This is a genomic window from Pseudomonas sp. 32A, assembly GCF_052682255.1.
The window spans coordinates 4,822,713-4,846,754 of record NZ_JBQYLY010000001.1 but is presented as its reverse complement, the minus strand read 5'-3'; the positions used below and the strand labels follow the sequence as shown (position 1 = coordinate 4,846,754).

Sequence of the window (24,042 nt, the reverse complement as noted above, 5' to 3'; positions counted from 1 at the left end):
GATGACCCTCTCCTTTACCGCCCGACTCTGGCGGCGCTGTGTGTTGTTTGGGGTTTTACTGTTTGCCGCACCCACATGGGCGGCGGAAATCCTGCTGACCGCCGACGAAGACGGCCCGGGGGTACAAACATTCGTCCAGGCCCTGAGCGAACAGCGCCCCGAAGACCATGTGCAGTTCACCCCGCTCAAAGACCTTCCCGCCCCCGCGCACTTGCCGGCCAGTACCCGCCTGATCCTGCTGGACCTGCCCAGCCTCGACTGGCGCCTGCAGGACACCCAGGGCCCGCCGACCCTGGTGCTGCGCATCAGCCGCCTGCAAGCCCGGCAGCGCCTGGGGGACAGCGTGCCCTCGAAGATCAGCCTGTTGTGGAGCGACCCGCCACTGGACCGCCAACTGCGCCTGATCACCGGCATCCTGCCCCAGGCCCGGCGCATCGGTGTGCTCTATGGGATCGACAGCGAATTCCTGCTCCGCGAGCTGCGCCAGCATGCGGCGCCGATGGGGCTGGAGATCGTGCCCCAGCTCTGGGACAACACTAACGACAGTCGTCCGCTGCAAAACCTGTTCAAGAGCAGCGATGTCTTGCTGGGGCTGGATGATCCCCAGCTGTACAACCCGAAAACCGCGAAAAACCTGCTGCTCAGCAGCTACGCCAGGCAATTGCCACTGGTCGGGCCCAACGCCGGGTTCGTCAAGGCCGGCAGCCTGGCCAGCACCTACAGCGATCAGGCCGACTGGCTGGATGTACTCGACCGGCTACTGGACCATGCGCCCGCCAACTGGCCGCGCTCGTTGTACCCGGAACGTTTCAAAGTCGTGGGCAACCCGCAGGTTGCGCGCTCACTGGGGATCGAACAGGTGGACGAAACCAACGTCGCCGCCCGCCTGGCCGAAGGAGAAAAACGCCCATGACATTTCGTCGCCGTTGGGACATCAACACCCGAACCCAGCTCATCACCCTGGGCCCGGCACTCCTGTTGACGCTGCTGTTGATCAGCTTCTTTACCTTCGTGCGGATCCAGGACTTGCGCCAGGAACTGGACCACACCGGCCAATTGATCGCCAACCAACTGGCACCGGCCACCGAATACGGGGTTATTTCCGGCAACAACGACGTGCTCGAAAGCCTGTTGCGGGCCACCCTGGCCACGCCCCATGTGCGCTTTCTGGAGATACAGGACAGCACGGAAAACATTCTGGTGTATGTCGAACAACCGTCGGAAAAGCACGACCGTTCGCTGTCGGTGAAAGTGTTTCAGGCGCCGATTCGCCTGCAACATATCCAGCTGGGCAATGACTTCTTCCAGGACAACATCGCCGAGCCCAAGGCGCCCCGTGCGGATTACCTGGGCCGGGTGATTGTGGGTATGTCCAACGATGCGTTCAGCCAGCGCCAGCAGGAAATCCTGTTCAAGGCCGGGATTCTCGCGCTGTTCGCCCTGTTGTTTACCTTCTTATTGGCACGGCGCCTGGCCGCCAGCCTGTCGCAGCCGATCAGTGCCATGGGCAATGCGGTCAAGGCAATCCAACAGGGCGATTATCAGACGCCACTGCCCATTGTCGATGACTCGGAACTGGGCGACCTGTCGCGCCACATCAATAACCTCGCCGACGGCTTGAACCAGGCCAGTCGCGAACAGCACCAGGCCATGGCCCAGTTGATCCAGACCCGTGAAGAAGCCGAGCGGGCGAACAATGCCAAGTCGGATTTCCTGGCAATGATGAGCCATGAACTGCGCACGCCGATGAACGGGGTGCTGGGCATGCTGCAACTGCTGGAAACCACCGACATGACCGAGGAGCAGACCGAATACGCGGCGCTGGCTTCGGAGTCCACCGAACACCTGCTCAAAGTGATCAACGATATCCTCGACTTCTCACGCATCGAGCGCGCGGCCCTGGAGCTGGAGCACATTCCGTTCGACCTGATGGAGCTGATCAGCAGCTGCGCCCAGGCCTTCCAGCATGCCGCCCAGCAACGGGGGCTGGCGCTTGAAGTGCCGATCCCGCAGGGCCTGGACTCACTGCAGGTGCAGGGTGACCCGACGCGTATCCGGCAGATTCTGGTGAACCTGATCGGCAATGCCCTCAAGTTCACCGAGCACGGCACCGTCACCGTCGAACCGCACTGGCAGACCCTGGACCATGAACTGTTGTGGTTCACCTGCACCGTGCGCGACAGCGGGATTGGTATCTCGGCCGAGCGCCTGGAATTGATGTTCGATGCGTTCCAGCAAGCTGACAGTTCCATTTCAAGACGTTACGGCGGCACCGGGCTGGGCCTGCCTATTGCACGCACCCTGGCCGAACGCATGGGCGGCACCCTTCGCGCCCAGAGTGAAGAAGGCCAAGGCTCGGTATTCACCCTGGAAATTCCGCTGGCGATCTACCAGCAGAGCTTGCCGGTGATCGTGCCGAACACCGAAGGCAGTGCCAGTGCGGGCGAAGGCCGTAACGTGTTGCTGGTGGAGGACAACCCGGTCAATCGCACCGTGGTTGAAGCCATGCTGCGCAGCCTCGGATTTGAAGTCAGCATTGCCACCGACGGCGCCGAAGCGATTCGCAGTGCCGAGAGCCTGATTTTTACCGCGATCCTGATGGATTGCCGACTGCCGGGCATCGACGGTTACGAGGCCACCCGGCAGATTCGCCAGTTGCCCGGGTGCGCCGACCTTCCGATCATTGCCTTGACCGCCAATGCCTTACAGGGCGACCGCGAAGCCTGTCTGGCAGCCGGAATGAACGATTACCTGGCAAAGCCGTTCAAACGCACGGATTTACAGCAAATCCTGCAGCGATGGGTGCAGTAACAGGGTGCCATCGGCCAACTGCGACTGGCGTGAAAGACGAAAGTGCGGCAGTCTTAGGCACCCGAACGGGCCCGTAAACCGGCCCGGTTTATAATTTCAGTGCACAAGTGTACATTCATGACCTTGACGCTGTGACTTTCACTACAACGCAATAGTCTATGTGTAGGCTGCCGATATGAGGCATGAACGCTTCAGTCGGCCGGGAAGATTTGCCCTGCCCTGCCGCATGGGATTATTGAGGAGCTCGCATGACCAAACAAAACGCCTTTACTCGGGAAGACCTGCTGCGCTGCAGTCGCGGTGAGCTGTTCGGCCCAGGTAACGCGCAACTGCCCGCCCCGAACATGCTGATGGTGGATCGCATCACCCATATCAGTGAAGAGGGTGGCAAGTACGGCAAAGGTGAATTGGTCGCCGAGCTGGATATCACCCCTGACCTGTGGTTTTTCGCCTGCCATTTCGAAGGCGATCCGGTGATGCCGGGCTGCCTGGGCCTCGACGCCATGTGGCAGCTGGTCGGTTTCTACCTGGGCTGGCAAGGCCTGCCGGGCCGCGGTCGCGCCCTGGGTTCGGGCGAAGTGAAGTTCTTTGGCCAGGTCTTGCCGACCGCCAAGAAAGTCACCTACAACATTCAAATCAAGCGCGTCCTCAAGGGCAAGCTGAACCTGGCCATTGCCGATGGTTCGGTGACTGTCGACGGTCGCGAGATTTATACTGCCGAAGGCCTTCGGGTCGGCGTATTCACTTCCACTGACAACTTTTAAGGGTTATCCGCATGCGCCGCGTCGTTATCACTGGTCTGGGCATCGTTTCGTGCCTGGGCAATGACAAAGAGACCGTCTCCGCTAACCTGCGTGCAAGTCGCCCTGGCATCCGCTTCAACCCGGAATATGCCGAAATGGGTCTGCGTAGCCAGGTTTCCGGCTCCATCGACCTGCCCCTCGAAGAGCTGATTGATCGCAAGATCTATCGCTTCGTCGGCCACGCAGCCGCTTACGCCTACCTGGCCATGAAGGACGCGATCACCGATTCCGGCCTGAGCGAAGACCAGGTGTCCAACGTACGCACCGGCCTGATCGCCGGTTCCGGTGGCGCGTCAACCTTGAACCAGATGGAAGCGCTGGACATCCTGCGCGAGAAAGGCGTCAAGCGTGTTGGCCCGTACCGCGTCACGCGGACCATGGGCAGCACCGTTTCCGCCTGCCTGGCCACGCCGTTCAAGATCAAGGGCGTGAACTACTCGATCTCCTCCGCGTGCGCCACCAGTGCTCACTGCATCGGTACCGCTGTAGAGCAGATCCAGCTGGGCAAGCAAGACATCGTGTTTGCCGGTGGCGGTGAAGAAGAACATTGGAGCCAGTCGTTCCTGTTCGACGCCATGGGTGCCCTGTCGACCCAGTACAACGAAACCCCGGAAAAAGCCTCCCGCGCCTATGACAAAAACCGTGATGGTTTCGTCATTGCCGGCGGTGGCGGCATGGTGGTGGTCGAGGAGCTGGAACACGCCCTGGCCCGTGGCGCGAAGATCTACGCGGAAATCGTCGGCTACGGCGCGACGTCCGACGGCTACGACATGGTTGCGCCAAGCGGCGAAGGCGCCATCCGCTGCATGCAGATGGCCATGGCTACCGTTGATACCCCGATCGACTACCTGAACACCCACGGTACTTCGACTCCGGTCGGCGACTCCAAGGAAATGGAAGGCGTGCGTGCGGTATTCGGCGACAAAGCTCCGGCGATCAGCTCTACCAAGAGCCTGTCGGGTCACTCCCTGGGCGCCGCTGGCGTTCACGAAGCGATCTACTGCCTGCTGATGATGGAAGGCAACTTCATGGCAGGTTCTGCCAACATTGAGGAACTGGACCCGGACGTGGCTGACATGCCGATCCTGACCAAGACTCGTGAAGATGCGACCATCAACACTGTGATGAGCAACAGCTTTGGCTTTGGTGGCACTAACGCTACTTTGGTGCTGAAACGCTGGCAGGGTAAGTAAAAGCCCTCGCGGCTTGATCGTCTGAAACGCCCCGACTGGTTCGGGGCGTTTTTTTTGCGGTGGTTGTTGGGTGTATATCCATTATTTGGGTGATGGCCGCTTATGGTTCCGCTCTTACAGCGGCTCACTTTTGAACAGCGCAAAAGTAAGCAAAACGCTCTTGCCCCACCACTCGGCACCTCGCCTAGGCTCGGTGTGCCCTCACTCCGGCTTTGGACCGTGGGCCGCCGTCATGGGCCATCCCTGGCCCAGGACGGCTAACCTGGCGTCCTGCCAGGTTACCCACGCTCCAAAGCCTGCGTTCGGCCAGCGTGGTTTAACGGGGCGCCTAAGATCAAGATCAAAAGCAGATCAAGAGCACAGCGGCCTCCCGGCCGGCTTGAGTGTTGAAGAGCAAAATCAAAAGCTAAAGCGGGCACGGTCCAAAAAATGTGGGAGCGGGCTTGCTCGCGAAGGTCGTTAACGATGACGCGGGCATTCTGGATGAACGCGGCGCTCTCAGGTTTTTCGCGAGCAAGCCCGCTCCCACATAAAAGCAGCTCTGTTTTCGCTCTGGCTTTTGATCTGGCTTTTAACACTCAAGCCGGCCGGTAGGCCGCTGTGCTTTTGCTTTTGATTTTGATCTGACTGCCCCAATAAGCCCGAGGCCGAACGCAGGCAGTGCGGAGCGGGTAAACCGGCAGGACGCCGGTTTAGCCGCGCCGGGCCATGGATGGCCCGTCGCGGCGGCCCGCGGAGCAATGCCGGAGTGAGGGAACGCCGAGCCTAAGCGAGGTGCCGACAGGCGGGGCAGAGCCCTTTGCTTACTTTGGGGCTTTTCCAAAGTGAGCCGCTGTAAGAGCGGAACCATAAGCAGCCGTTACCGAAGAAACGGATATGTACACCGCCCAGCAACCTAAACCGAAAACCTAGCCACCATCGTGTTGAGATCCACCGCCAACCGCGACAACTCCTGGCTCGCCGCACTGGTCTGATTCGCCCCCGCCGACGTCTGCTGCGCCAAATCGCGAATATTCATCAAATTGCGATCCACCTCCCGCGCCACCGCCGCCTGCTCTTCCGAGGCACTGGCAATCACCAGGTTACGCTCGTTGATCAGCGTAAACGCCGAAGCAATCTCCTCCAACGCCGTCCCAGCCGACTTGGCGATATCCAGCGTCGACCGCGCCCGTGTATTGCTCTGCTGCATAGAGCTCACCGCCTGATCAGTCCCTTGCTGAATCCCACTGATCATCTGCTCGATTTCCTGGGTCGACTGCTGCGTGCGATGGGCCAGCGCCCGCACCTCATCCGCCACCACCGCAAACCCACGCCCGGCATCCCCAGCCCGCGCGGCTTCAATGGCAGCATTCAACGCAAGTAAATTGGTCTGCTCGGCAATCGAGCGAATCACATCCAGCACCTTGCTGATGCCATACACCTTCTGCGCCAGGTCCTCCACCTGCGTCGCATTGGCCGTCACATCATCCGCCAGGGACTCAATCGACAACACCGTCTGATGCACCTGCTCGCGACCATGCTGGGCAATACGGTCCGACTCGCGGGACGCCTGTGACGTGGCCACCGCATTGCTCGCCACCTCCTCCACCGCCGCCGTCATCTGGTTCACTGCAGTAGCCGCCTGCTCAATTTCCTGACTTTGCTGATGCAGCCCACGGGTGGCATCTTCCGTCACACAACTGAGTTCTTCCGACGCCGACGCCAACTGGCTCGACGAATCAGAAATACGCCGAATGGTTTCCCTCAGACTCTCCTGCATGCTTTTCAGCGCCTGCTGCAAACGCGCCGGTTCATCCTTGCCGTTGACGGTAATCACGCCGGTAAGATCGCCACTGGCCACGCCCTGGGCGACTTTCAGCGACTGGGATAACGGCAGCACGATGCTGCGGGTCAGCAGCAGCGCCAGGCCAATGGTGATCAGCGCCGTCACGGCTATCATGCCCACCACCCAACTGCGCGATTGGGTGAATACGCTTTGCGCCAGGCTCGCCGCCTGATTGGCGCTGAGCTTGTTCAGCGTCACCAGCTCACGCAGGGTGCCGGCCAACACATCGGCCAACTGGTTCATCTCGCCGTTGACTACCTTGATCGCGTCTTCCAGCTGATTGGCCCGGGAAAAGGCCAGCACTTGCTCTTGACGTTGCAGGTAGCGCGCTTCCTCGGTCTTGAAGCGATCAAACAGCACCCGCTCTTCCGGCAGCACAATCAAGCTTTCATAGAGCGACTGAGCCTTATGCAGGCCGTTTTTCAGTTCGGTGATTTTCTGTTCATTCTGCGTGATCGCCTGGGGGTCGCGGTTAAGCAGCAGGCGCAGCGTCAGGGCCCGCACCCGCAGCAGGTCCTGATTCATCTCGCCGACCGCCATCACGCTGGGCAGCCAGTTGTTTTCCACCTGGTCCGACTGCTGGCGCATATTGCCCATCTGCGACAAGGCAAACCCGCCCAGGGCAAACACCATCAGCGCCAGCAAACCAAACCCCAGGCCGGCGCGAGGGGCGATATTCAGACTTCTGATATTCATGTTCGGAATCCTTCCAAAAGCGCTGCATCCACCTGCAGCGGGCTCTTGAAAGGTATCGGCGAAGAATGAAGTTTGCCTAAGACGAAAACGCGATATCAAAACGCCTTATGATCGCCTCGCCCCTGCTATAGCGATTCAGCGAACGGTAAAGCTCTTTTGCGTGAGCAGACGATCACCCTGGAACACCATGAAACGCCATTCGCCCGGCACCACTTCGTGGTTTTCGGTGAACTCATAGGCCATCACGTCCTGTGGGGCACCGGGCACCAGCTTCTGGGTTACCTCGAATTTGTCATGACGCACGCCATCCGGCGTACGAACGCCTGGGGTGAAGTAGAGCAAGGTCAGCGGCGTACCTTCGGCGGCTTTGCCAAGCAGTTGATAACGCAGGCCGAATTTGGTGCCCAGCTTCGCCGGCACCAGGGTGGTGGACTGAATCTGTTCGTTGCTGCGGCGCAGCACGCGCTCTCCGGCCTGCAACTCGGCTTTCGGGCCATCAAACACGCCGTACTCCACCGGGCCTTCAATACGCACTTCGGCACTGGCCAGGCTGCTGATCATCATCAGCGCCGCCAAGGCGCCTGAACGGGTGAATTGCATGCTGCACTCCTTGTTTAAGAAGGCCGCAGCTTATGACGCAGGGATGACGACAGGATGACAAAAGCCATCACCTGGGCTTGGGCAGAATCGCCAGGAAATTGTCCCGTGCGACCTTTCTGGCCACGTCTTCAGGCAGCGCATCAAGGAACGGGTCAAAGCTGCGCATTTCCTTACCCAGCTTGTTGAAGCGTCCTACCACGTCTGAGCCAAGCATGAAGCGGTCCGGGAAGCGCTCTACCAGCTTTACCCATTCAGGGCGTGGCGTTCCCGCCTCATCCAGCAAGTAAGGTGTGAGCACGCTCCAGGACAGGTCTACGTACAGGTTCGGATAAGCCTCCAGCATGCGCGCCAGGGTCGGCAGCAAAAAATCCATCTGCGTCTGGTGCCGATGGATTTCCATGCTGCTGCCCGCGTGGGCCCAGATAAACCGAGTGTGCGGATGGTTGCGCAGTGGCTCTTCCATTTCCGCCAGGTACAGCGGATTTTTCTCACGCTTGGAGGTGATGTTGGAATGCACCATCACCGGCAGATCGTTCTCCGCCGCCAAGTGATAGATGCGCGTCATCGCCTCGTTGTTGGCTCTTGGGGTGTCGCCGGAGGTCAGTGCCGTCAGGTCGTCGTGACGGGTGAAGACTTCACCGATGCCTTGCCACAGCCCTGGATTGAGGTCGAGCATGCGCTGGATGTGGGACGCGGCGTTTTTATCGTTGGGGTTGAAACCGCTGAGGAACGGGTGAAAGCGCTGGCGTTGTTCCGGGGTGAGCTTATTCACCGCATCGGCGACAAACACGTCAGTGGCGCTGTACCAATACGCGTCGGCATCGTCGCCGGCGTAATAACGTGGGCGCTTGGGTTCGTCTTCATGCCATTTCTTTGCCACGGGGATGCCGGAAATCATCACGTGTTCAATCCGATTATCGGCCATGGCCTTGAGCAACTTGTCCATGCCCGCCGACTCCTGGAAGAAATCGACGTAATGCAGGTGCGCATCGCTGTAGGCATAGTCGCGGGCCTGCGCGGCAAGGCTCGCGGCGGCCAGTAACAGGGCAATACTCAGGCGGGTCCGGCGCACGGTGGCATCTCAAACAAGGGCTAATGAAGGTAGACCTCAGGCCGCGCCTGCGGGTTCAGCGGTAAACAATGGGGAACACCCAGGTGCCAGCATGCTCTATAACTGCATGAGCTTCTTCCTGCCACCCTGTGAGGTTTGCCATGCCTGTTACCGTGAATACGCTGAACGCCGAAAACTTTCGCCACAGCGTCAACATCAATAACCATGAGCTGTTTACCGACCTGCCCAAGAGCCTGGGCGGCGACGATTCGGCGCCCTCTCCCCACGATTACTTCGATGCCGCGCTGGCATCGTGCAAGGCGCTGACGGTCAAACTCTATGCGCAGAAAAAAGACATTCCGCTGACCGGCGTCACCGTCGAAGTCACCCACGACAGCACCGAAGAGCAAAAGGGCAAATACAAGCTCAGCGTCAAACTCACCCTCAAGGGCGTACTCACCGACGAGCAGCGCGAGGAACTGCACCGCGTGGCGGATCGCTGCCCGGTGCACAAGCTGATGACCACCGCCGAAGTCACCATCGAGACCAAACTCTCGGAAGGCGCCTTCAGCCAGTAGCGGCAACCTCCCGTCGAGCGGGTTATGCTCATTGCCATCTAACCCGCTCAGACTGGGATGCACCATGACCACAACCACCGTGATTCGCCCGCGTGCCGAAGATGTGGAAGGCCAACCGATCCTGCGCCCGCTGCCGTCCAGGCAATGTCGCAGTGTCGGGCCATTCGTGTTTTTCGACCATATGCTGCAAACCCGCTATGCCCCGGGCACCGGCATGAATATTCGCCAGCACCCGCATATCGGCCTATCCACCCTGACCTACCTGTTTGAAGGCGAACTCCTGCACAAGGACAGCCTCGGCTCCGATCAGGTGGTCAAGGCGGGGGACGTCAGTTGGATGACCGCCGGCAGCGCCATTGCCCACGTTGAACGCAGCCCTGAGGCGTTGAAGGCCAGTGGCTTCAGCCTGCACGGGTTGCAAGTGTGGCTGGCCTCGCCCAGGGATCATGAGCAAGGACCTGGGCATTACAGCCATCACCCCGCTGCCAGCTTGCCGGTGAGTGACAACCTGGGCGTGCAGATTCGCCTGATTGCCGGCAGCGGCTTTTGCCTGAAGTCGCCAGTGCCGGTGTTGTCGCCCACGCTGTATGCCGAGGTGCGGATGCAGACGGCTACGACGCTGCTGATCCCGGATGAGCATGCGGAACGGGCGGTGTATGTGCTGGAGGGTGAGGCGCAGTTGGATGGCGAGGTGCTGGAGGTGCATAGCCTGGTGGTGTTGCCGGCAGGCGAAAGCATGGCGCTGTTTGCCGAGACCGATTGCCATCTGGTGGTATTCGGCGGCGCGGCGCTGGATGGGCCGCGGCGGATTAACTGGAATTTTGTGGCGAGTGACCCGGCGTTGATCGAGCAGGCTCGGCAGCGTTGGGCGGCTGGGGATTGGCCGACAGTGCCGGGGGAAAGTGAGCGGATTGAGTTGCCTGGAGGCAAGGCTTAAGCGCTTTATTGCCGATGAAATAGCCTTCGCGAGCAAGCCCGCTCCCACATTTTGACCGCGTTCCTTCAAGGCGTACACGGTCAAAATGTGGGAGCGGGCTTGCTCGCGAAGGGGCCAGCTCAGGCAACCGAACTATCAGCCCTTGAACGCTTCATCCAGCAAGTTATGCATCGACTGGAAGGCCCGTGCAGCGGTCTTCGCGTCATACATCATCTTGCCCGGCACGTTCGCGTGCGGATCGGTAAACGAGTGCACCGCACCGCCGTAGCTCAGCAATTGCCAATCCACACCAGCGGCGTTCATTTCATCTTCAAACGCCGGCAGTTGCTCTTTCGGCACCAACGGGTCGGAAGCGCCGTGCAACACCAGCACGGAACCCTTGATGTTTTTCGCATCGGCCGGGTTCGGTGTGTCGAGGCTGCCGTGGAACGAAACCGCCGCTTTCAACGGCGCACCGGTACGCGCCAGCTCCAGGGAGCAGCAACCACCGAAGCAGAAACCGAAGGTTGCCAGCTTCGAGGTATCCACCGCGGCTTCGGTTTGAGTTTTCAAGTGATCAAGCGCGACCTGCATGCGCTTGTTCAGCAGCACCCGGTCATTCTTCAACGGCATCATCGCCGCACCCGCTTCATCGCCATTCGACGGGCGAACCGTTTGCCCGTACAGGTCGGCGAGCAGCACCACGTAGCCCTTGCTGGCCACGCTCTTGGCGATCTCTTCAGCGCCAGCACTGACACCCATCCAGTTCGGCGCCATCAACAACCCTGGCAGCGGGCCCTTATGACTGGCATCAAATGCCAGGCGACTTTCATAAGACTGGCCATCAATCTGATAGACCACGGAACGCACGGTGATTTGGCTCATCATTTACTCCAGGTGAAAGGCTCTAAAACGAAAAAACCCGCCGAAGCGGGTTTTTCTACAACGGTGTTAAACCGACAGTTCAACCAACAGCTTGTTCAGTCGGCGCACATAGGCGGCCGGGTCTTTCAGGCTGTCGCCGGCAGCCAGGGCTGCCTGGTCGAAGAGGATGTGCGACAGGTCGCCGAATCGCTCTTCGCTCTGCTCGCCGTCGAGTTTCTCGATCAGCGGGTGAGCCGGGTTGAATTCGAAGATCGGCTTGGAGTCCGGAACCTTCTGGCCGCTGGCTTCCAGGATCTGACGCATCTGCATGCCCAGGTCCTGCTCGCCGATGGCCAGGATCGCCGGGGAATCGGTCAGACGGTGGGAAACCCGCACTTCGCTGACAGCATCGCCCAAGGCGGTCTTGATTCGCTCAACCAGGCCCTCTTTGGACTTGGCCACTTCTTCAGCGGCTTTCTTGTCTTCTTCGGAATCCAGGTTGCCCAGGTCCAGGTCGCCACGGGCGACATCAACAAAGCTCTTGCCGTCGAAGTCGCTGAGGTAGCTCATCAGCCACTCGTCGATCCGGTCGGTCAGCAGCAGCACTTCGATGCCTTTCTTGCGGAAGACTTCCAGGTGCGGGCTGTTCTTGACCTGAGCGTAGGTTTCGCCGGTCAGGTAGTAGATCTTGTCCTGACCTTCCTTGGCGCGCGCCAGGTAGTCGGCCAGGGAAACGGTCTGCTCACCGTCGTCACCGTGGGTCGATGCGAAACGCAGCAGGCCGGCGATCTTTTCCTTGTTGGCGAAATCTTCTGCCGGGCCTTCTTTCATGACCTGGCCGAAGTTTTTCCAGAAGCCCTTGTATTGCTCAGGCTCGTTTTTCGCCAGCTTTTCCAGCATGTCGAGGACACGCTTGGTCAGCGCCGACTTCATCGAGTCGATGATCGGGTCTTTCTGCAGGATTTCCCGCGACACGTTCAGCGACAGGTCGTTGGAGTCGACCACGCCTTTGATAAAGCGCAGGTACAACGGCAGGAACGATTCCGCCTGGTCCATCACGAACACGCGCTGCACGTACAGCTTCAGGCCTTTCGGCGCTTCACGCTGGTACAGGTCGAACGGAGCACGGGCCGGTACGTAGAGCAGCGAGCTGTATTCCAGCTTGCCTTCGACCTTGTTGTGGCTCCAGCTCAGCGGGTTCTCGTAGTCATGGGCGATGTGCTTGTAGAACTCCTGGTATTCCTCGTCTTTGACTTCAGTACGAGGACGGGTCCACAGAGCGCTGGCACGGTTGACCACTTCCCATTCCTGGGCAGGCGCCTCTTCGCCTTCGGCCGCCACTTGTTCTTTCGGCAGTTCGATCGGCAACGCGATGTGGTCGGAGTACTTCTTGATGATATTGCGCAGGCGCCAGCCATCGGCGAACTCGTCTTCACCGGACTTCAGGTGCAGCACGATGCGGGTACCACGGTCAGCCTTGTCGACGGTGGCGATTTCAAATTCGCCCTCGCCCTTGGACGACCAGTGCACGCCTTCGCTGGCCGAAAGGCCGGCGCGGCGGCTGAATACTTCAACCTTGTCGGCAACGATGAAGGCCGAGTAGAAGCCCACGCCGAACTGGCCGATCAGGTGCGAATCTTTCTTCTGGTCGCCCGACAGGTTTTTCATGAAATCGGCGGTGCCGGATTTGGCGATGGTCCCCAGGTGGGTGATCGCATCGTCGCGGCTCATGCCGATACCGTTGTCTTCGAGGGTGACGGTTTTCGCGTCTTTGTCGAAGCTCACACGGATTTTCAGTTCCGCGCCGCCTTCCAGCAACTCAGGCTTGGACAGGGCTTCGAAACGTAATTTGTCGACAGCGTCAGAGGCGTTCGAGATCAATTCGCGAAGGAAAATTTCCTTGTTGGAATACAGCGAATGGATCATGAGGTGCAGCAGTTGCTTCACCTCGGTCTGGAAGCCCAGGGTTTCCTTTTGAGTTTCCACACTCATGGTCATCAAACTCCAATTGGATGGCAGTGGCCGCGCCCTTGAGGGTTGGCGGCGGGTTGTCATCAAAGTTGGGGGCTAAGACCAGGATTTCAAGGGCGGGCCGGTTCCTCAATCTTGAAATGCGCGCGGGCGGTGGCAATCGGTTCGGCCGGGGTGCTTTGCCAGGCGGTAATCGCCACATTGGCCACCCGTCGGCCCTGGCGCCACACCTGGCATTTGGCGTAGGTGTCGCGTAACTGGCCGGCGCGCAGGTAATCCAGGGAGAAGTCGATGATTTTGGGGACGCCAGGCGCACCGGTAAAAACCAGCAAATGCAAGGCTGCGGACAGCTCCATAAAGCCTGCGATCACCCCACCATGGATCGCCGGTAATATCGGGTTACCAATGTTGTCCTTGTTGGCCGGCATGCGAAACAGCAATTCATCCCCCAGCCGCGTGCACTCGATGCCAATCAGCTTGGCGTAGGGAATCAGGTTGAGCAGCGCCTCATAGTTGCCCCGTTCGTGGGCTTGCTGCAGACGGGTCTTGAACTGATGTTTCATGCCTGTTCTCCCTTGATTGCATTGCCCAGGCCCTGGCTGCCCTTGAGGCGCTTGCCCATGCGCATGAACGTGCCCACCACATGGGCAATCGGTTGCTGTGGATCGTCCTGGTAGGCGAAGCCGCGGGTGAAGATCACGTCGGTGGTCACCCGGTAGCACTGGGCAAAACCGAATACCGGCTTGTGGGGCTCGGCCGGGTGCATGTAGTCGACACGCAGGTCCAGGGTCGGGCAGACCTCGAACTCCGGCAACACACACAAGGTGGCCATGCCGCAGGCGGTGTCCATCAAGGACGTGAGCGCGCCGCCATGGATCACCCCGGTCAGCGGATCCCCCACGATATGCGGACCATAAGGCAGCATCAGGGTCATGCCGTCTTCACTGGCAGCATGGACCTGGATACCCAGCACCTGGCAGTGGCGCAAGGCTGAAACGAAGCGCGTGGCACGGGATAAAAGAGGATTTTCGGTCATTCAGTCTGGACTCTTATTAGTGTTGACCCGCGGTGTAGACAGTGCGGGTGAAAGTTCCTTGGCGGCTGTGGTTTATATATCTGTGTAATAAAAGGAACTAATGCTGAACCCCTATGCTCGAAAGGCCAGTAGATATCTTCAATAAGGAGAAACACCCCATGCGCAAGACTTTAGCTATTTCCATGATGCTGGCCGCTGCCCTCGGTCTGGCTGCCTGCGACAAGAAATCCGAAGACAAAGCCCAAGATGCCGCGGCACATTCTGAGCAAGCTCAGAAAGACATGGCGAAGGCTCAGGATAAAGTGAATGACGCTGCGAAAGAAAACGCCGATGCTGCCAAAGCTCAGGCCGAATCGAACGAAGCCGCTGCAAAAGAAGCAGCACCTGCAACCGGTTCTTGAGTCTGACGACTTGAACACCGTGGCTTGAAAAGCCAATGTTGCAAAGTAAAGCCCGCCAAGTGCGGGCTTTACTTTGCCTGCTGTTTTTATCCGCGTAGCAAAGTGCAAAAGGTTGGACTAAGCCTCAATTGGCCCGAGGAACCAGCCCCACACTTTGAATCACTCAATGGACGCCCCGAAGGTACGGAGCTCCGCCATCGTTGGAATAGAAGGGAACACCATGCTACTTCTGAGATAGAACCCTCATGCTCTCGCCCTCCAAACTCTCCAGCCCGGCCTCCACCCCACTCCTTGCCCCGCCGCCCACCCACAAACCAACGGCGCCCGCTCGGCCGCCAGCGCGACACATTACGCAGCCTCATACAGCGGGCTTGAATCACAATGATTTCGTCACCCCCACAGTGCGCGGCATAACGCCGGTCGTCGCGAATACCAACCGCCCCGCCTCCGTCACCGCCCAATCCCAATTGATTGATCAGCACCGGAAACTGAACAAACAAATCACTGACCTGCTAAGCCACCAGACAACATTTCATCGATTTATCCAGGTCCAGTTGAGAAAAGCCTTTCCCGAGCTCGACTCAATTGACCCGAATTCCATTCACGTCAAAACCTACGGTCAAAAGCCCGGCGCAGAGCGCATCCTGACGTCTACACAAACGCTGTCCCAGGCACTGTTTGACAAGATCATGGAAGTGAACCTGAACGCGCTCACCGGTTCGCCTGACAAAGAAGTTGAGGCCGCCTTTTACGTTGATGCGCCAGACGGTGGTGCTCAGCGCAAGCTCGAACCCCATTGTTCATTGCTCACGATCGCCCAAAATATTGCGACCCGGCTTCCAATCGCGCTCAGCAGCTACTGGAAAAAACCACCCTCAGGCACCGGGTCCCAAGCCCCACGACAAGAACAGTTGCTGGCCTTGCACCGGCAGATGCTCTCCACCGAGGCGGCGCTACGTGTTGAAGACGGGACACTCAGCCACCCCGGCAAACAGCTGATTGACGCGGCGTTTCAGTACCCCACCCTCGCAGCACGCGAAGCTGCATTTGCATCAGGCAGTCGCCCTGGGGTGTACCCCATCAGGATTGATGACAACACCCCCAATGGGGCCCTGCTAGCCGGCTGCTTCCTTATCACCAACAAAGACGGATCGTCGGCTGAAGCGCCCTACTCAGCAACGGACATCCGAAATATAGGGCTCGATGCGCCTAACGGGCCCGTTGTGCTTTACACCCCCTGCGACGGTTTCGAGGAGTTCGCGAGCCCGGCTGACGCCCGTGAAGCCTTGTTACGCAGGATCAACGGTGATGAGGAGAAAGCAAACGTACTGCTCAAAAGCTTGCCGCTGTCGGTGCAGCACAGTCGCAACCCACAATGGGGCGACGACTTGATGCTGGGGTTCGCGCCGGTATCGGGAGACGTGGTGGCCCAGGCATTGCCCTTGTTGCTGAAGCGCCAGGCAGATGAGGTCAAGGAAACACTACAGTTCGCCTTCACCGCCGAGCCCGGCAAGTATGGCACCGGGAATTTGCTGGCTCCCGCAATCGCCACGGGCATCAATGACGCCGCCGACCTGTCGCTGCAATTTGATGGCAGCAATGCGATGCTCGCACGCAACGAAAAGCTAATGGAACAACGCCAGCCGCAATGGCTAAAAGAACTGACCCCGGAGCAGGAAGCCCGCTACCGGGAGCTTGAGCAGGCGGAGCAGACCAGTTTCTCCCGCCTGCAACCGCTGCTGGAGAAACTGCCCTCCCTGGGAGATTTTGCAAAAAAACTGCTGCTCCAGGCACTGAAAGACAAACTGCAAAAGCGCTACCCGAAGGATGACGTCGACCCCGACAAACTGATGGTCCGGGTCACGACAGAAAAATCCATAAACCTTCGTCAAATTGTGCTGCCCCGTATCCCTTTGCCGCCTACCAGCGAAATGATATCGCTGACCGACCTGGCCCTGCGGAACACCTTGGCCTGGGATTCTGGCGTCTCACTGCTGTCCACCAAAACAACTTGGGAAGCACACTTGGTCGGCGCCGACGGAAAACGCGTAACGCTGGATACGCAATGGCTTGAAGAACTGATCAAGCCAGCCGATGTGGGTGGCAAATACCTGAGGCTGCTGGGTGAGAAGCTGGACCCGAGCGCCACATCGGGAGAGGCTGCGGCGTTGCGCAACGCTTGGAAGCATAACCAACAGGCGAGGCTGGCCAAGGACGCTTTTTTGACATCCCTCGATCCGGATGCCTATCTGAACAAACAAAAAATCGCCGAGCAGTGGATCAACGCAACGATAGCGCATGCCGACCCCACCACATGGCCGATTGTGAATGGGTCCTCCATCATCTCCCACCGTGTCGCAAGGGATGGAAAACCGGTTCAAGGCATGCTGGTCATCAAGCCGGTCGACCATCCATCGTTGGTGCTATACAGCCCCGACGCCCCCGACGGACGTCCCTTCAGGGAAATAGTCGGCCAGGGGCAACTGGACACTCTGCTGGCCAAACCTGAGTGGCAAACCTATATGGACCAGCGGGTTTCACCTGCAGATAAGTACTCGATTCACGACAAACTCTTCATACACCCGGTCAACATGATTCTGAAGCAGCTGGCAGTCGACCATGAACGCGGCATTGCGCTCAAACCGATCAAAGGCTCCATCGGCGAGCATCTCTATGCGCAAAATGTGGCCTTGATGGCCGCCAAAGCCGGTGCCCAATTCATCACGAGTACTGAAGTAGCGGCCCAAAGCGCCACCAACCAGCTGATATTTGCCGGTGAGGTGGCCATGTTGGTACTGGACTTGATCCCTGTCACCAAAGGACTGGCCGCCGTCAGCAGGCTCTCAAAGGCCGCCTTGAAGGCCTTGCGCGCTCCCGGGCGAAGCTTGCCTAAACTACTCACCCAGCCAGGCCAATGGGGCGCCGTCTATTCGGACTTTTCCATGGTCGCAGCAGGCCTTCCATTGCTTAGAAGAACACCGTTACGCCCGGTGTTCAGGGCGCCCGCGCGCACACCTCAACAGCGCCTGCCAATCGCGGCTGGCAAAGCTATTGGGCCAAACCGTCCCGTCTCGCCGGCTCCGAGTACGTCAGTCTCGGCGGGGCGCCCCTCCAGCCTCCCGTTGTCAAACCCGGCTCGCTCCCCACAGCCGTTGAACCGTGGGAATCTCGTCGCTCATGCGCTGGATAATCAACTACGGGCAGGAAAACCGCTGAACGCCATCGGGCCACAGCAAGTCGGTAAAAACGGGTTGATCCGTTACACCGATAACTCAGGCGCGAGCAGCACGTTCAACTCCGGTAGTGGGCAATCAACGCCGTCGGGGCAAAAACCACATCCCGTGCTGGTCAATACCAAAGCTCGTGACCTGAATGCCGAGAAACACCTGGCCGGCGCGGCATTGAACCCCAGGGCTCCTCGAGCGGAACTGGTGCCGATCACAAAGCCGGAGGACCTGAACGTGGTATCGAAACCCAATACCGTCAGCAAGTTCGTGTTCACCCAAGACAAGCAATTGATCGTCGGTAACATCGACAAAGATGCGCCGCCAAAATGGTTATCCCATCCTGCCATCGCGGAAATCGGTGCCGGCAGTGGTCAATCAGGACAGGTGGTCAGCGCAGGCTACATCAGGAAAGACATCATGGGGAAAATCCACCTTTCCAATGTATCTGGACACTATCTACCTAAACAAAACGATTTGAAGCCTGCCCAGGAATTTTTGAAGAACCTGGGCGTGGACTCGACGAAGAGCATGTTGCCGATGCCCTGAAACAGGGAGCTTTTCCTGAGACCGCGCATAAAAAAGCCCCGGAGCATTTGATCCGGGGCTTTTCGATTACCGCGTAGACCGAAAGCTTTAAGCGATCGCTTCGCTGCGCTTGCCCAGCACGCGGTCAACCACCACAGCCACCACCAGGGTCATCACCGAAGGCACCAGCCACGCCAGGCCCTGCTCGCTCAGCGGCAGGTGAGCCAGTTGCGATGGCATCCAGTCCGCCAGACCAGCGCCCTTCAGCGCGTCAATGCAGCCGAAGATGAACGACACCAGCATCACCGGGCCGACGATCCGGCCCTGTTCCTGCCAGAAGTCCTTACAGAAGCTCAGGCCCACCAGCACGATGCACGGCGGGTAGATCGCGGTCAGTACCGGGATCGAGAACGCGATCAACTTGGTCAGGCCCAGGTTGGACACAAACAGCGAGAACACCGCCAGGATCACTACCAGAGTCTTGTAGGACAGCGGCAACACACGGCTGAAGTACTCGGCGCAGGCGCAGGTCAGGCCTACGGCGGTCACCAGGCACGCCAGGGAAATCAGCACGGCGAGGAAGCCGCTGCCCAGGGAGCCGAAAGTGTGCTGGACGTAAGCGTGCAATACGGCCGCGCCGTTGGCAGCACCGGCGGCCACTTCATGGCTGCCCGAACCCAGGCGGAACAGGCTGATGTACACCAGCGCCAGGCCCACGCCGGCAATCAGCCCGGCAATGATCGCGTAGCGGGTAATCAGCTTCGGCGACTCGACGCCACGGGAACGAATCGCGTTGACGATCACGATGCCGAACACCAGAGCGCCGAGGGTATCCATGGTCAGGTAACCATTGATAAAGCCTTGGGAGAACGGTGCAGCCACGTATTCAGGAGTGGCGACACCCACATCACCTGCCGGCAAGGCAAAGGCGGCAATGCCCAATACGGCCAGGGCGATGATCTTCAACGGTGCCAGGAAGCGACCAACCGTATCCAGCAGGCGGCCTGGGTACAGGGAGATGAAGAACACCAACAGGAAGTACACCGAGCTGTAGAGGAACAGCGCCAGCGGGCTTTCACCGGTCAGGGGCGCCAGGCCCACTTCAAACGACACGGTCGCGGTTCGCGGGGTAGCGAACAACGGGCCAACTGCCAGGTAGGCCGCCGCTGCCAGCAAGCCACCGGCGATCTTGCCAATCGGGCTGCTCAACGCGTCCATGCCGCCACCGACTTTGGCCAGGGCGACAACGGTGATCACCGGCAAACCGACGGCGGTGATCAGGAAGCCCAGCGCCGCCATCCAGACATGAGGCCCGGACTGCAAACCGACGATAGGCGGGAAGATGATGTTGCCGGCGCCCACGAACAGGGCAAAGGTCATAAAGCCCAACGCCAGGATGTCCTGGCTTTTCAACACTTTCATTTGAGGAAATACCACACTACTGAATCGGAATTTAGAGAGGGCTTCCCTATGGATGAGGGAAATACTGCCGGTCCTGATGGGGACCGACCGGTCTGGCGCGAGGCTTCCTTTTGGGATGCGTACGCATAAAGAGGCGGCTAGCCTAACGAATTTGCGGGTCAAACGCACTGTTGCGGGGCGAACTGTCCGATAAGCGACATTTTTATGTCGCGTTTTTATATTTAAATTTTGAAATGCGATGGAATGTGGGAGCGGGCTTGCTCTCGAACGCGGTGTATCAGCCACTCATGAGCTGACTGACACACCGCTTTCGCGAGCAAGCCCGCTCCCACAAGTTGATCTCCACCCACCTGCAGAAAGCACAAAGGCCACCCGAAGGTGGCCTTTGTGGGGTGAAGCGTCAGTTAAGCGCGAGGCTTACTTGACAGCCCAACCAGTCAGCTCGGACAAAGCCTTGCCGATGTCTGCCAGCGAACGCACGGTTTTAACGCCTGCGTCTTCCAGGGCAGCAAACTTCTCGTCTGCAGTGCCCTTGCCGCCAGAGATGATTGCGCCAGCATGGCCCATGCGCTTGCCAGCAGGGGCAGTCACACCAGCGATGTAGGAAACAACCGGCTTGGTCACGTGTGCCTTGATGTAGGCAGCCGCTTCTTCTTCAGCCGAACCGCCGATCTCACCGATCATTACGATCGCTTCGGTCTTCGGGTCTTCCTGGAACAGCTTCAGGATGTCGATGAAGTTCGAACCCGGGATCGGGTCACCGCCGATGCCGACGCAAGTCGACTGACCGAAACCGGCGTCAGTAGTCTGCTTGACAGCTTCGTAGGTCAGGGTGCCGGAACGGGAAACGATACCGACTTTACCTGGCAAGTGAATGTGACCTGGCATGATGCCGATCTTGCATTCGCCTGGAGTGATCACGCCTGGGCAGTTAGGGCCGATCAGGACTACGCCCAGCTCGTCGCACTTAACTTTAGCGTCCAGCATGTCCAGGGTAGGAATGCCTTCGGTGATGCAAACGATCAGCTTGATGCCGCCGAATGCTGCTTCCAGGATGGAGTCCTTGCAGAAAGGAGCTGGAACGTAGATCACGCTGGCGGTGGCGCCAGTGGCAGCTACAGCATCTTTCACGGTGTTGAACACTGGCAGACCCAGGTGCTCGGTGCCGCCTTTACCAGGCGTAACGCCACCGACCATCTTGGTGCCGTATTCGATGGCTTGCTGGGTGTGGAAACTACCTTGCGAACCGGTAATACCCTGGCAGATAACCTTGGTGTCTTTATTGATCAGGACGCTCATTATTTGCCCTCCGCAGCTTTGACGACTTGTTGAGCAGCGTCGGTCAGGCTGGTAGCAGCGATGATGTTCAAACCGCTTTCTGCCAGTACTTTAGCGCCCAGTTCAGCGTTGTTACCTTCAAGGCGCACAACAACCGGGATTTTAACGCCGACTTCTTTCACTGCACCGATGATGCCTTCGGCAATCATGTCGCAACGAACGATGCCGCCGAAGATGTTGACCAGTACTGCAGCGACGTTGGAGTCGGACAGGATGATCTTGAACGCTTCGGTAACGCGTTCTTTGGTGGCACCGCCGCCTACGTCGAGGAAGTTGGCTGGTTTGCCGCCATGCAGGTTGACGATGTCCATGGTACCCATGGCCAGGCCAGCACCGTTGACCATGCAACCGATGTTGCCTTCCAGGGCTACGTAGTTCAGTTCGAACTTGGCAGCGTGCGCTTCGCGCGGATCGTCTTGCGACGGATCGTGGAAAGTCTTCAGCTTAGGCTGACGGTACATGGCGTTGGCGTCGATGTTGATCTTGGCGTCGAGGCAATGCAGATCGCCGTCAGCCTTGATCACCAGCGGGTTCACTTCCAGCAGGGCCAGATCGTGATCCTGGAACAGTTTGGCCAGACCTACGAAGATCTTGGCGAACTGGGCAACTTGCTTGCCTTCCAGACCCAACTGGAATGCCAGCTCGCGACCCTGGAATGGCTGAGCGCCAACCAGTGGATCGATAGTGGCTTTCAGAATTTTTTCTGGGGTTTCTTCGGCGATCTTCTCAATGTCCACGCCACCTTCGGTGGAGGCCATGAACACGATGCGACGGCTCGAACGGTCAACGACAGCGCCCAGGTACAGCTCTTTAGCGATATCAGTGCACGATTCAACCAGGATCTTGGTGACTGGCTGGCCATTGGCATCAGTCTGGTAAGTCACCAGACGCTTGCCCAGCCACTGCTGAGCGAAGGCCTTGGCGTCTTCTTTGCTGCGAACCAGCTTAACGCCGCCCGCTTTACCGCGACCACCAGCGTGAACCTGGGCTTTGACAACCCACTCGGTGCCGCCGATTTTGTCGCAAGCTTCTGCTGCTGCTTCCGGGGTGTCTACTGCGTAACCCTTGGATACTGGCAGGCCGTATTCAGCGAACAGCTGCTTACCCTGATACTCGTGAAGATTCATGCTTATTACCGTCTTCGTTAGGTACTGCGCATTCGGCGCTGCGCTCTTTATTGAGTGCCGCGCCACCTGTGACTGCTGCTTGCACAGTCAAACCACCAAAGGCCTGAACCCTGGGTGGTGAAACTGCGCAAGACTGCGTCCAGCGGATATTCCGCGGTGAGTCTTGCGCACAAGGCTCACGACGGGCAACCGCCGTGGTTTCTTATTATCTCGCTTAGCGCTTCTTCTTGTTGGCGATGTGGATGGCATGGCCATTCACTGCCAACGCGGCTTCGTGCAGCGCTTCAGACAGGGTTGGATGGGAGAAAACCATCATGCCGATGTCTTCGGCGCTGGTGCCGAATTCCATACCGATTGCGCCTTGCTGAACCAGTTCTGCTGCGCCTGGGCCAATCACGTGGACGCCCAATACGCGGTCAGTCTTGGCATCAGCGATGACTTTGACAAAACCACCGGTGTCGTTGGCTGCCATGGCACGGCCAGAAGCGGCAAACGGGAAGGTGCCGACGTTAACTTCAACGCCTTCAGCTTTCAACTGCTGTTCGTTCTTGCCGACCCATGCAATTTCCGGGTGGGTGTAGATAACCGACGGGATCAGGTCGTAGTTCATCTGGGTCTTGTGACCCTTGATGCGCTCGACAACCATGATGCCTTCTTCGGAAGCCTTGTGCGCCAGCATCATGCCGCGAACCACGTCGCCAATGGCGTAGACGCCCGGCACGGTGGTAGCGCAGTGATCGTCAACGTGGATGAAACCACGCTCGTCGATGTTCACGCCGCTGTCGGAAGCCAGCAGATCAGTGGTCACTGGACGGCGACCAACGGCTACGATCAGCTTGTCGAAAGTGATGGTCTTTTCGCCATCCTTGTCGGTGTAGGTCACGACGACTTCTTCGCCGTTAACCTTGGAACCGGTAACGCGAGCGCCCAGCTTGATGTCCAGACCTTGTTTGGTCAGGGTTTTCAACGCTTCTTTGGACACTGCGGTGTCGGCAGCCAGCAGGAACGTATCCAGGGCTTCCAGCACGGTCACTTCGGAACCCAGACGGGACCAGACCGAACCCAGTTCCAGGCCGATCACGCCAGCGCCGATCACGCCCAGACGTTTTGGAACCGATTGGAATTCCAGGGCACCGGTCGAATCGACGATCACCTTCTGGTCAACAGGAGCCGGTGGAATGTCGATTGGACGCGAACCTGGAGCCAGGATCACGTTCTCGGCTTCGATGACTTCTACCGAACCGTCAGGCTTGGTGATTTCAACTTTCTTGCCGGCCAGCAGTTTGCCGTGGCCCTGCAGGGAAGTAACGCCGTTGGCCTTGAACAGGGTTGCAACGCCGGAAGTCAGGCCTTTAACGATGTTGGCCTTGCGGCCGACCATTGCTGGCACGTCCATGGTCACGCCAGCGTGGTTGATGCCGTGGATGGCAAAACCGTCTTGCGCTTCGTGGAACTTCCAAGAGCTGTCCAGCAGCGCCTTGGAAGGAATGCAACCAACGTTCAGGCAAGTACCGCCCAGCGCCAGTTTGCCTTCCTTGTCGGTGTATTTTTCGATGCAAGCAGTCGAGAGGCCCAGTTGTGCGGCCTTGATGGCGGCAACGTAGCCGCCAGGGCCTGCGCCAATCACTACAACGTCAAATTTCTGCGACATGAAAAAA

At 58.8% G+C, this 24,042-nt stretch carries 19 protein-coding genes and 1 pseudogene; 8 read left to right on the top strand and 12 right to left on the bottom strand.

Features of this window, described 5'->3' with window-relative positions; genetic code table 11:
• The first annotated feature begins 1 nt into the window (after position 1).
• The 4 genes from ACUN0G_RS22425 (at position 2) to fabB (ending at position 4,807) form a co-directional block, all read left to right on the top strand.
• A complete protein-coding gene (locus ACUN0G_RS22425; RefSeq protein WP_445574290.1) occupies positions 2-913 on the top strand; it encodes an ABC transporter substrate-binding protein in 912 nt (303 codons plus the stop codon).
• Complete coding sequence (locus ACUN0G_RS22420; protein ID WP_258347099.1) at positions 910-2,811, top strand: ATP-binding protein; 1,902 nt, start codon at positions 910-912, stop codon at positions 2,809-2,811. Before ACUN0G_RS22425 ends, ACUN0G_RS22420 begins: the two co-directional genes overlap by 4 nt.
• Before the next feature lie 248 nt (positions 2,812-3,059).
• Positions 3,060-3,575 (top strand): 3-hydroxyacyl-[acyl-carrier-protein] dehydratase FabA, encoded by a 516-nt coding sequence (gene fabA / locus ACUN0G_RS22415; protein WP_003210552.1) that lies wholly within the window; start codon positions 3,060-3,062, stop codon positions 3,573-3,575.
• 11 nt (positions 3,576-3,586) lie between these two features.
• Complete coding sequence (gene fabB / locus ACUN0G_RS22410; RefSeq protein ID WP_258347100.1) at positions 3,587-4,807, top strand: beta-ketoacyl-ACP synthase I; 1,221 nt, start codon at positions 3,587-3,589, stop codon at positions 4,805-4,807.
• Between the two features lie 895 nt (positions 4,808-5,702).
• Here fabB and ACUN0G_RS22405 read toward each other — a convergent pair.
• The 4 genes and pseudogenes from ACUN0G_RS22405 to ACUN0G_RS22390 all read right to left on the bottom strand — a co-directional run bounded on the left by ACUN0G_RS22405 (position 5,703) and on the right by ACUN0G_RS22390 (position 9,000).
• Positions 5,703-6,566, bottom strand: coding sequence for a methyl-accepting chemotaxis protein (locus ACUN0G_RS22405; RefSeq protein WP_404942412.1), 864 nt, complete (start codon positions 6,564-6,566; stop codon positions 5,703-5,705).
• Positions 6,558-7,328 (bottom strand): annotated as a pseudogene (locus ACUN0G_RS22400) (MCP four helix bundle domain-containing protein); the annotation flags it as partial. The pseudogene ACUN0G_RS22400 and the gene ACUN0G_RS22405, both read right to left, overlap by 9 nt.
• A 135-nt stretch (positions 7,329-7,463) precedes the next feature.
• On the bottom strand, positions 7,464-7,928 hold the full coding sequence (locus tag ACUN0G_RS22395; protein ID WP_445574289.1) for a DUF3859 domain-containing protein: 465 nt from the start codon (positions 7,926-7,928) through the stop codon (positions 7,464-7,466).
• Between the two features lie 67 nt (positions 7,929-7,995).
• Entirely contained in the window at positions 7,996-9,000 is a 1,005-nt protein-coding gene (locus tag ACUN0G_RS22390; RefSeq protein ID WP_421524272.1) for an amidohydrolase family protein, read from the bottom strand.
• Positions 9,001-9,140: 140 nt separating this feature from the next.
• On the opposite strand from ACUN0G_RS22390, the gene ACUN0G_RS22385 reads away from it, so the two are divergent.
• Together ACUN0G_RS22385 and ACUN0G_RS22380 are read left to right on the top strand one after the other, a co-directional pair.
• Positions 9,141-9,557, top strand: a complete 417-nt coding sequence (locus tag ACUN0G_RS22385) for an OsmC family protein (RefSeq protein WP_421552590.1) — start codon at positions 9,141-9,143, stop codon at positions 9,555-9,557.
• Between the two features lie 64 nt (positions 9,558-9,621).
• Positions 9,622-10,494 carry a pirin family protein gene (locus tag ACUN0G_RS22380; protein WP_445574288.1) on the top strand — a complete coding sequence of 291 codons (873 nt, stop codon included), beginning with the start codon at positions 9,622-9,624 and terminating at the stop codon, positions 10,492-10,494.
• Positions 10,495-10,629: 135 nt separating this feature from the next.
• Here ACUN0G_RS22380 and ACUN0G_RS22375 read toward each other — a convergent pair whose 3' ends face one another.
• The 4 genes from ACUN0G_RS22375 to ACUN0G_RS22360 all read right to left on the bottom strand — a co-directional run bounded on the left by ACUN0G_RS22375 (position 10,630) and on the right by ACUN0G_RS22360 (position 14,344).
• Positions 10,630-11,358, bottom strand: a complete 729-nt coding sequence (locus tag ACUN0G_RS22375) for a dienelactone hydrolase family protein (protein ID WP_445574287.1) — start codon at positions 11,356-11,358, stop codon at positions 10,630-10,632.
• A 66-nt stretch (positions 11,359-11,424) separates the two neighbouring features.
• The gene (gene htpG / locus ACUN0G_RS22370) at positions 11,425-13,329 is read right to left on the bottom strand and encodes a molecular chaperone HtpG (protein WP_445574286.1); all 1,905 of its coding nucleotides are present in this window, start codon (positions 13,327-13,329) and stop codon (positions 11,425-11,427) included.
• A gap of 89 nt (positions 13,330-13,418) precedes the next feature.
• Positions 13,419-13,871, bottom strand: coding sequence for a PaaI family thioesterase (locus tag ACUN0G_RS22365; protein ID WP_445574285.1), 453 nt, complete (start codon positions 13,869-13,871; stop codon positions 13,419-13,421).
• Positions 13,868-14,344 carry a PaaI family thioesterase gene (locus ACUN0G_RS22360; RefSeq protein ID WP_258347107.1) on the bottom strand — a complete coding sequence of 159 codons (477 nt, stop codon included), beginning with the start codon at positions 14,342-14,344 and terminating at the stop codon, positions 13,868-13,870. The genes ACUN0G_RS22365 and ACUN0G_RS22360 overlap by 4 nt, the downstream gene beginning before the upstream one ends.
• A gap of 158 nt (positions 14,345-14,502) precedes the next feature.
• Here ACUN0G_RS22360 and ACUN0G_RS22355 point away from each other — a divergent pair, with 158 nt between their 5' ends.
• Positions 14,503-14,745 (top strand): hypothetical protein, encoded by a 243-nt coding sequence (locus ACUN0G_RS22355; protein ID WP_017477534.1) that lies wholly within the window; start codon positions 14,503-14,505, stop codon positions 14,743-14,745.
• 371 nt (positions 14,746-15,116) lie between these two features.
• Positions 15,117-18,518 (top strand): dermonecrotic toxin domain-containing protein, encoded by a 3,402-nt coding sequence (locus ACUN0G_RS22350; protein ID WP_445574284.1) that lies wholly within the window; start codon positions 15,117-15,119, stop codon positions 18,516-18,518.
• 87 nt (positions 18,519-18,605) lie between these two features.
• Here the strand turns inward: ACUN0G_RS22350 and brnQ are convergent, their stop codons facing one another.
• The 4 genes from brnQ to lpdA all read right to left on the bottom strand — a co-directional run bounded on the left by brnQ (position 18,606) and on the right by lpdA (position 24,035).
• Entirely contained in the window at positions 18,606-19,919 is a 1,314-nt protein-coding gene (gene brnQ, locus ACUN0G_RS22345) for a branched-chain amino acid transport system II carrier protein (RefSeq protein ID WP_445574283.1), read from the bottom strand.
• Between the two features lie 417 nt (positions 19,920-20,336).
• Entirely contained in the window at positions 20,337-21,218 is an 882-nt protein-coding gene (gene sucD / locus ACUN0G_RS22340; protein ID WP_003210566.1) for a succinate--CoA ligase subunit alpha, read from the bottom strand.
• A complete protein-coding gene (gene sucC / locus ACUN0G_RS22335; protein WP_003210567.1) occupies positions 21,218-22,384 on the bottom strand; it encodes an ADP-forming succinate--CoA ligase subunit beta in 1,167 nt (388 codons plus the stop codon). Before sucC ends, sucD begins: the two co-directional genes overlap by 1 nt.
• A gap of 214 nt (positions 22,385-22,598) precedes the next feature.
• Positions 22,599-24,035: a dihydrolipoyl dehydrogenase gene (gene lpdA / locus ACUN0G_RS22330; protein ID WP_017477531.1), complete on the bottom strand. Its 1,437-nt coding sequence runs from the start codon at positions 24,033-24,035 to the stop codon at positions 22,599-22,601.
• Positions 24,036-24,042: the final 7 nt, after the last annotated feature.

Excerpts from the sequence above, each read along its gene's own strand:
- ACUN0G_RS22420 (WP_258347099.1), top strand. The coding sequence starts at position 910 with ATGACATTTCGTCGCCGTTGGGACATCAACACCCGAACCCAGCTCATC.
- ACUN0G_RS22375 (WP_445574287.1), bottom strand. The coding sequence starts at position 11,358 with ATGAGCCAAATCACCGTGCGTTCCGTGGTCTATCAGATTGATGGCCAG.
- ACUN0G_RS22355 (WP_017477534.1), top strand. The coding sequence starts at position 14,503 with ATGCGCAAGACTTTAGCTATTTCCATGATGCTGGCCGCTGCCCTCGGT.
- ACUN0G_RS22385 (WP_421552590.1), top strand. The coding sequence starts at position 9,141 with ATGCCTGTTACCGTGAATACGCTGAACGCCGAAAACTTTCGCCACAGC.
- sucD (WP_003210566.1), bottom strand. The coding sequence starts at position 21,218 with ATGAGCGTCCTGATCAATAAAGACACCAAGGTTATCTGCCAGGGTATT.
- fabA (WP_003210552.1), top strand. The coding sequence starts at position 3,060 with ATGACCAAACAAAACGCCTTTACTCGGGAAGACCTGCTGCGCTGCAGT.
- ACUN0G_RS22365 (WP_445574285.1), bottom strand. The coding sequence starts at position 13,871 with ATGAAACATCAGTTCAAGACCCGTCTGCAGCAAGCCCACGAACGGGGC.
- ACUN0G_RS22360 (WP_258347107.1), bottom strand. The coding sequence starts at position 14,344 with ATGACCGAAAATCCTCTTTTATCCCGTGCCACGCGCTTCGTTTCAGCC.
- ACUN0G_RS22405 (WP_404942412.1), bottom strand. The coding sequence starts at position 6,566 with ATGCAGGAGAGTCTGAGGGAAACCATTCGGCGTATTTCTGATTCGTCG.
- brnQ (WP_445574283.1), bottom strand. The coding sequence starts at position 19,919 with ATGAAAGTGTTGAAAAGCCAGGACATCCTGGCGTTGGGCTTTATGACC.
- ACUN0G_RS22425 (WP_445574290.1), top strand. The coding sequence starts at position 2 with ATGACCCTCTCCTTTACCGCCCGACTCTGGCGGCGCTGTGTGTTGTTT.
- sucC (WP_003210567.1), bottom strand. The coding sequence starts at position 22,384 with ATGAATCTTCACGAGTATCAGGGTAAGCAGCTGTTCGCTGAATACGGC.
- ACUN0G_RS22380 (WP_445574288.1), top strand. The coding sequence starts at position 9,622 with ATGACCACAACCACCGTGATTCGCCCGCGTGCCGAAGATGTGGAAGGC.
- htpG (WP_445574286.1), bottom strand. The coding sequence starts at position 13,329 with ATGAGTGTGGAAACTCAAAAGGAAACCCTGGGCTTCCAGACCGAGGTG.
- fabB (WP_258347100.1), top strand. The coding sequence starts at position 3,587 with ATGCGCCGCGTCGTTATCACTGGTCTGGGCATCGTTTCGTGCCTGGGC.
- ACUN0G_RS22395 (WP_445574289.1), bottom strand. The coding sequence starts at position 7,928 with ATGCAATTCACCCGTTCAGGCGCCTTGGCGGCGCTGATGATGATCAGC.
- lpdA (WP_017477531.1), bottom strand. The coding sequence starts at position 24,035 with ATGTCGCAGAAATTTGACGTTGTAGTGATTGGCGCAGGCCCTGGCGGC.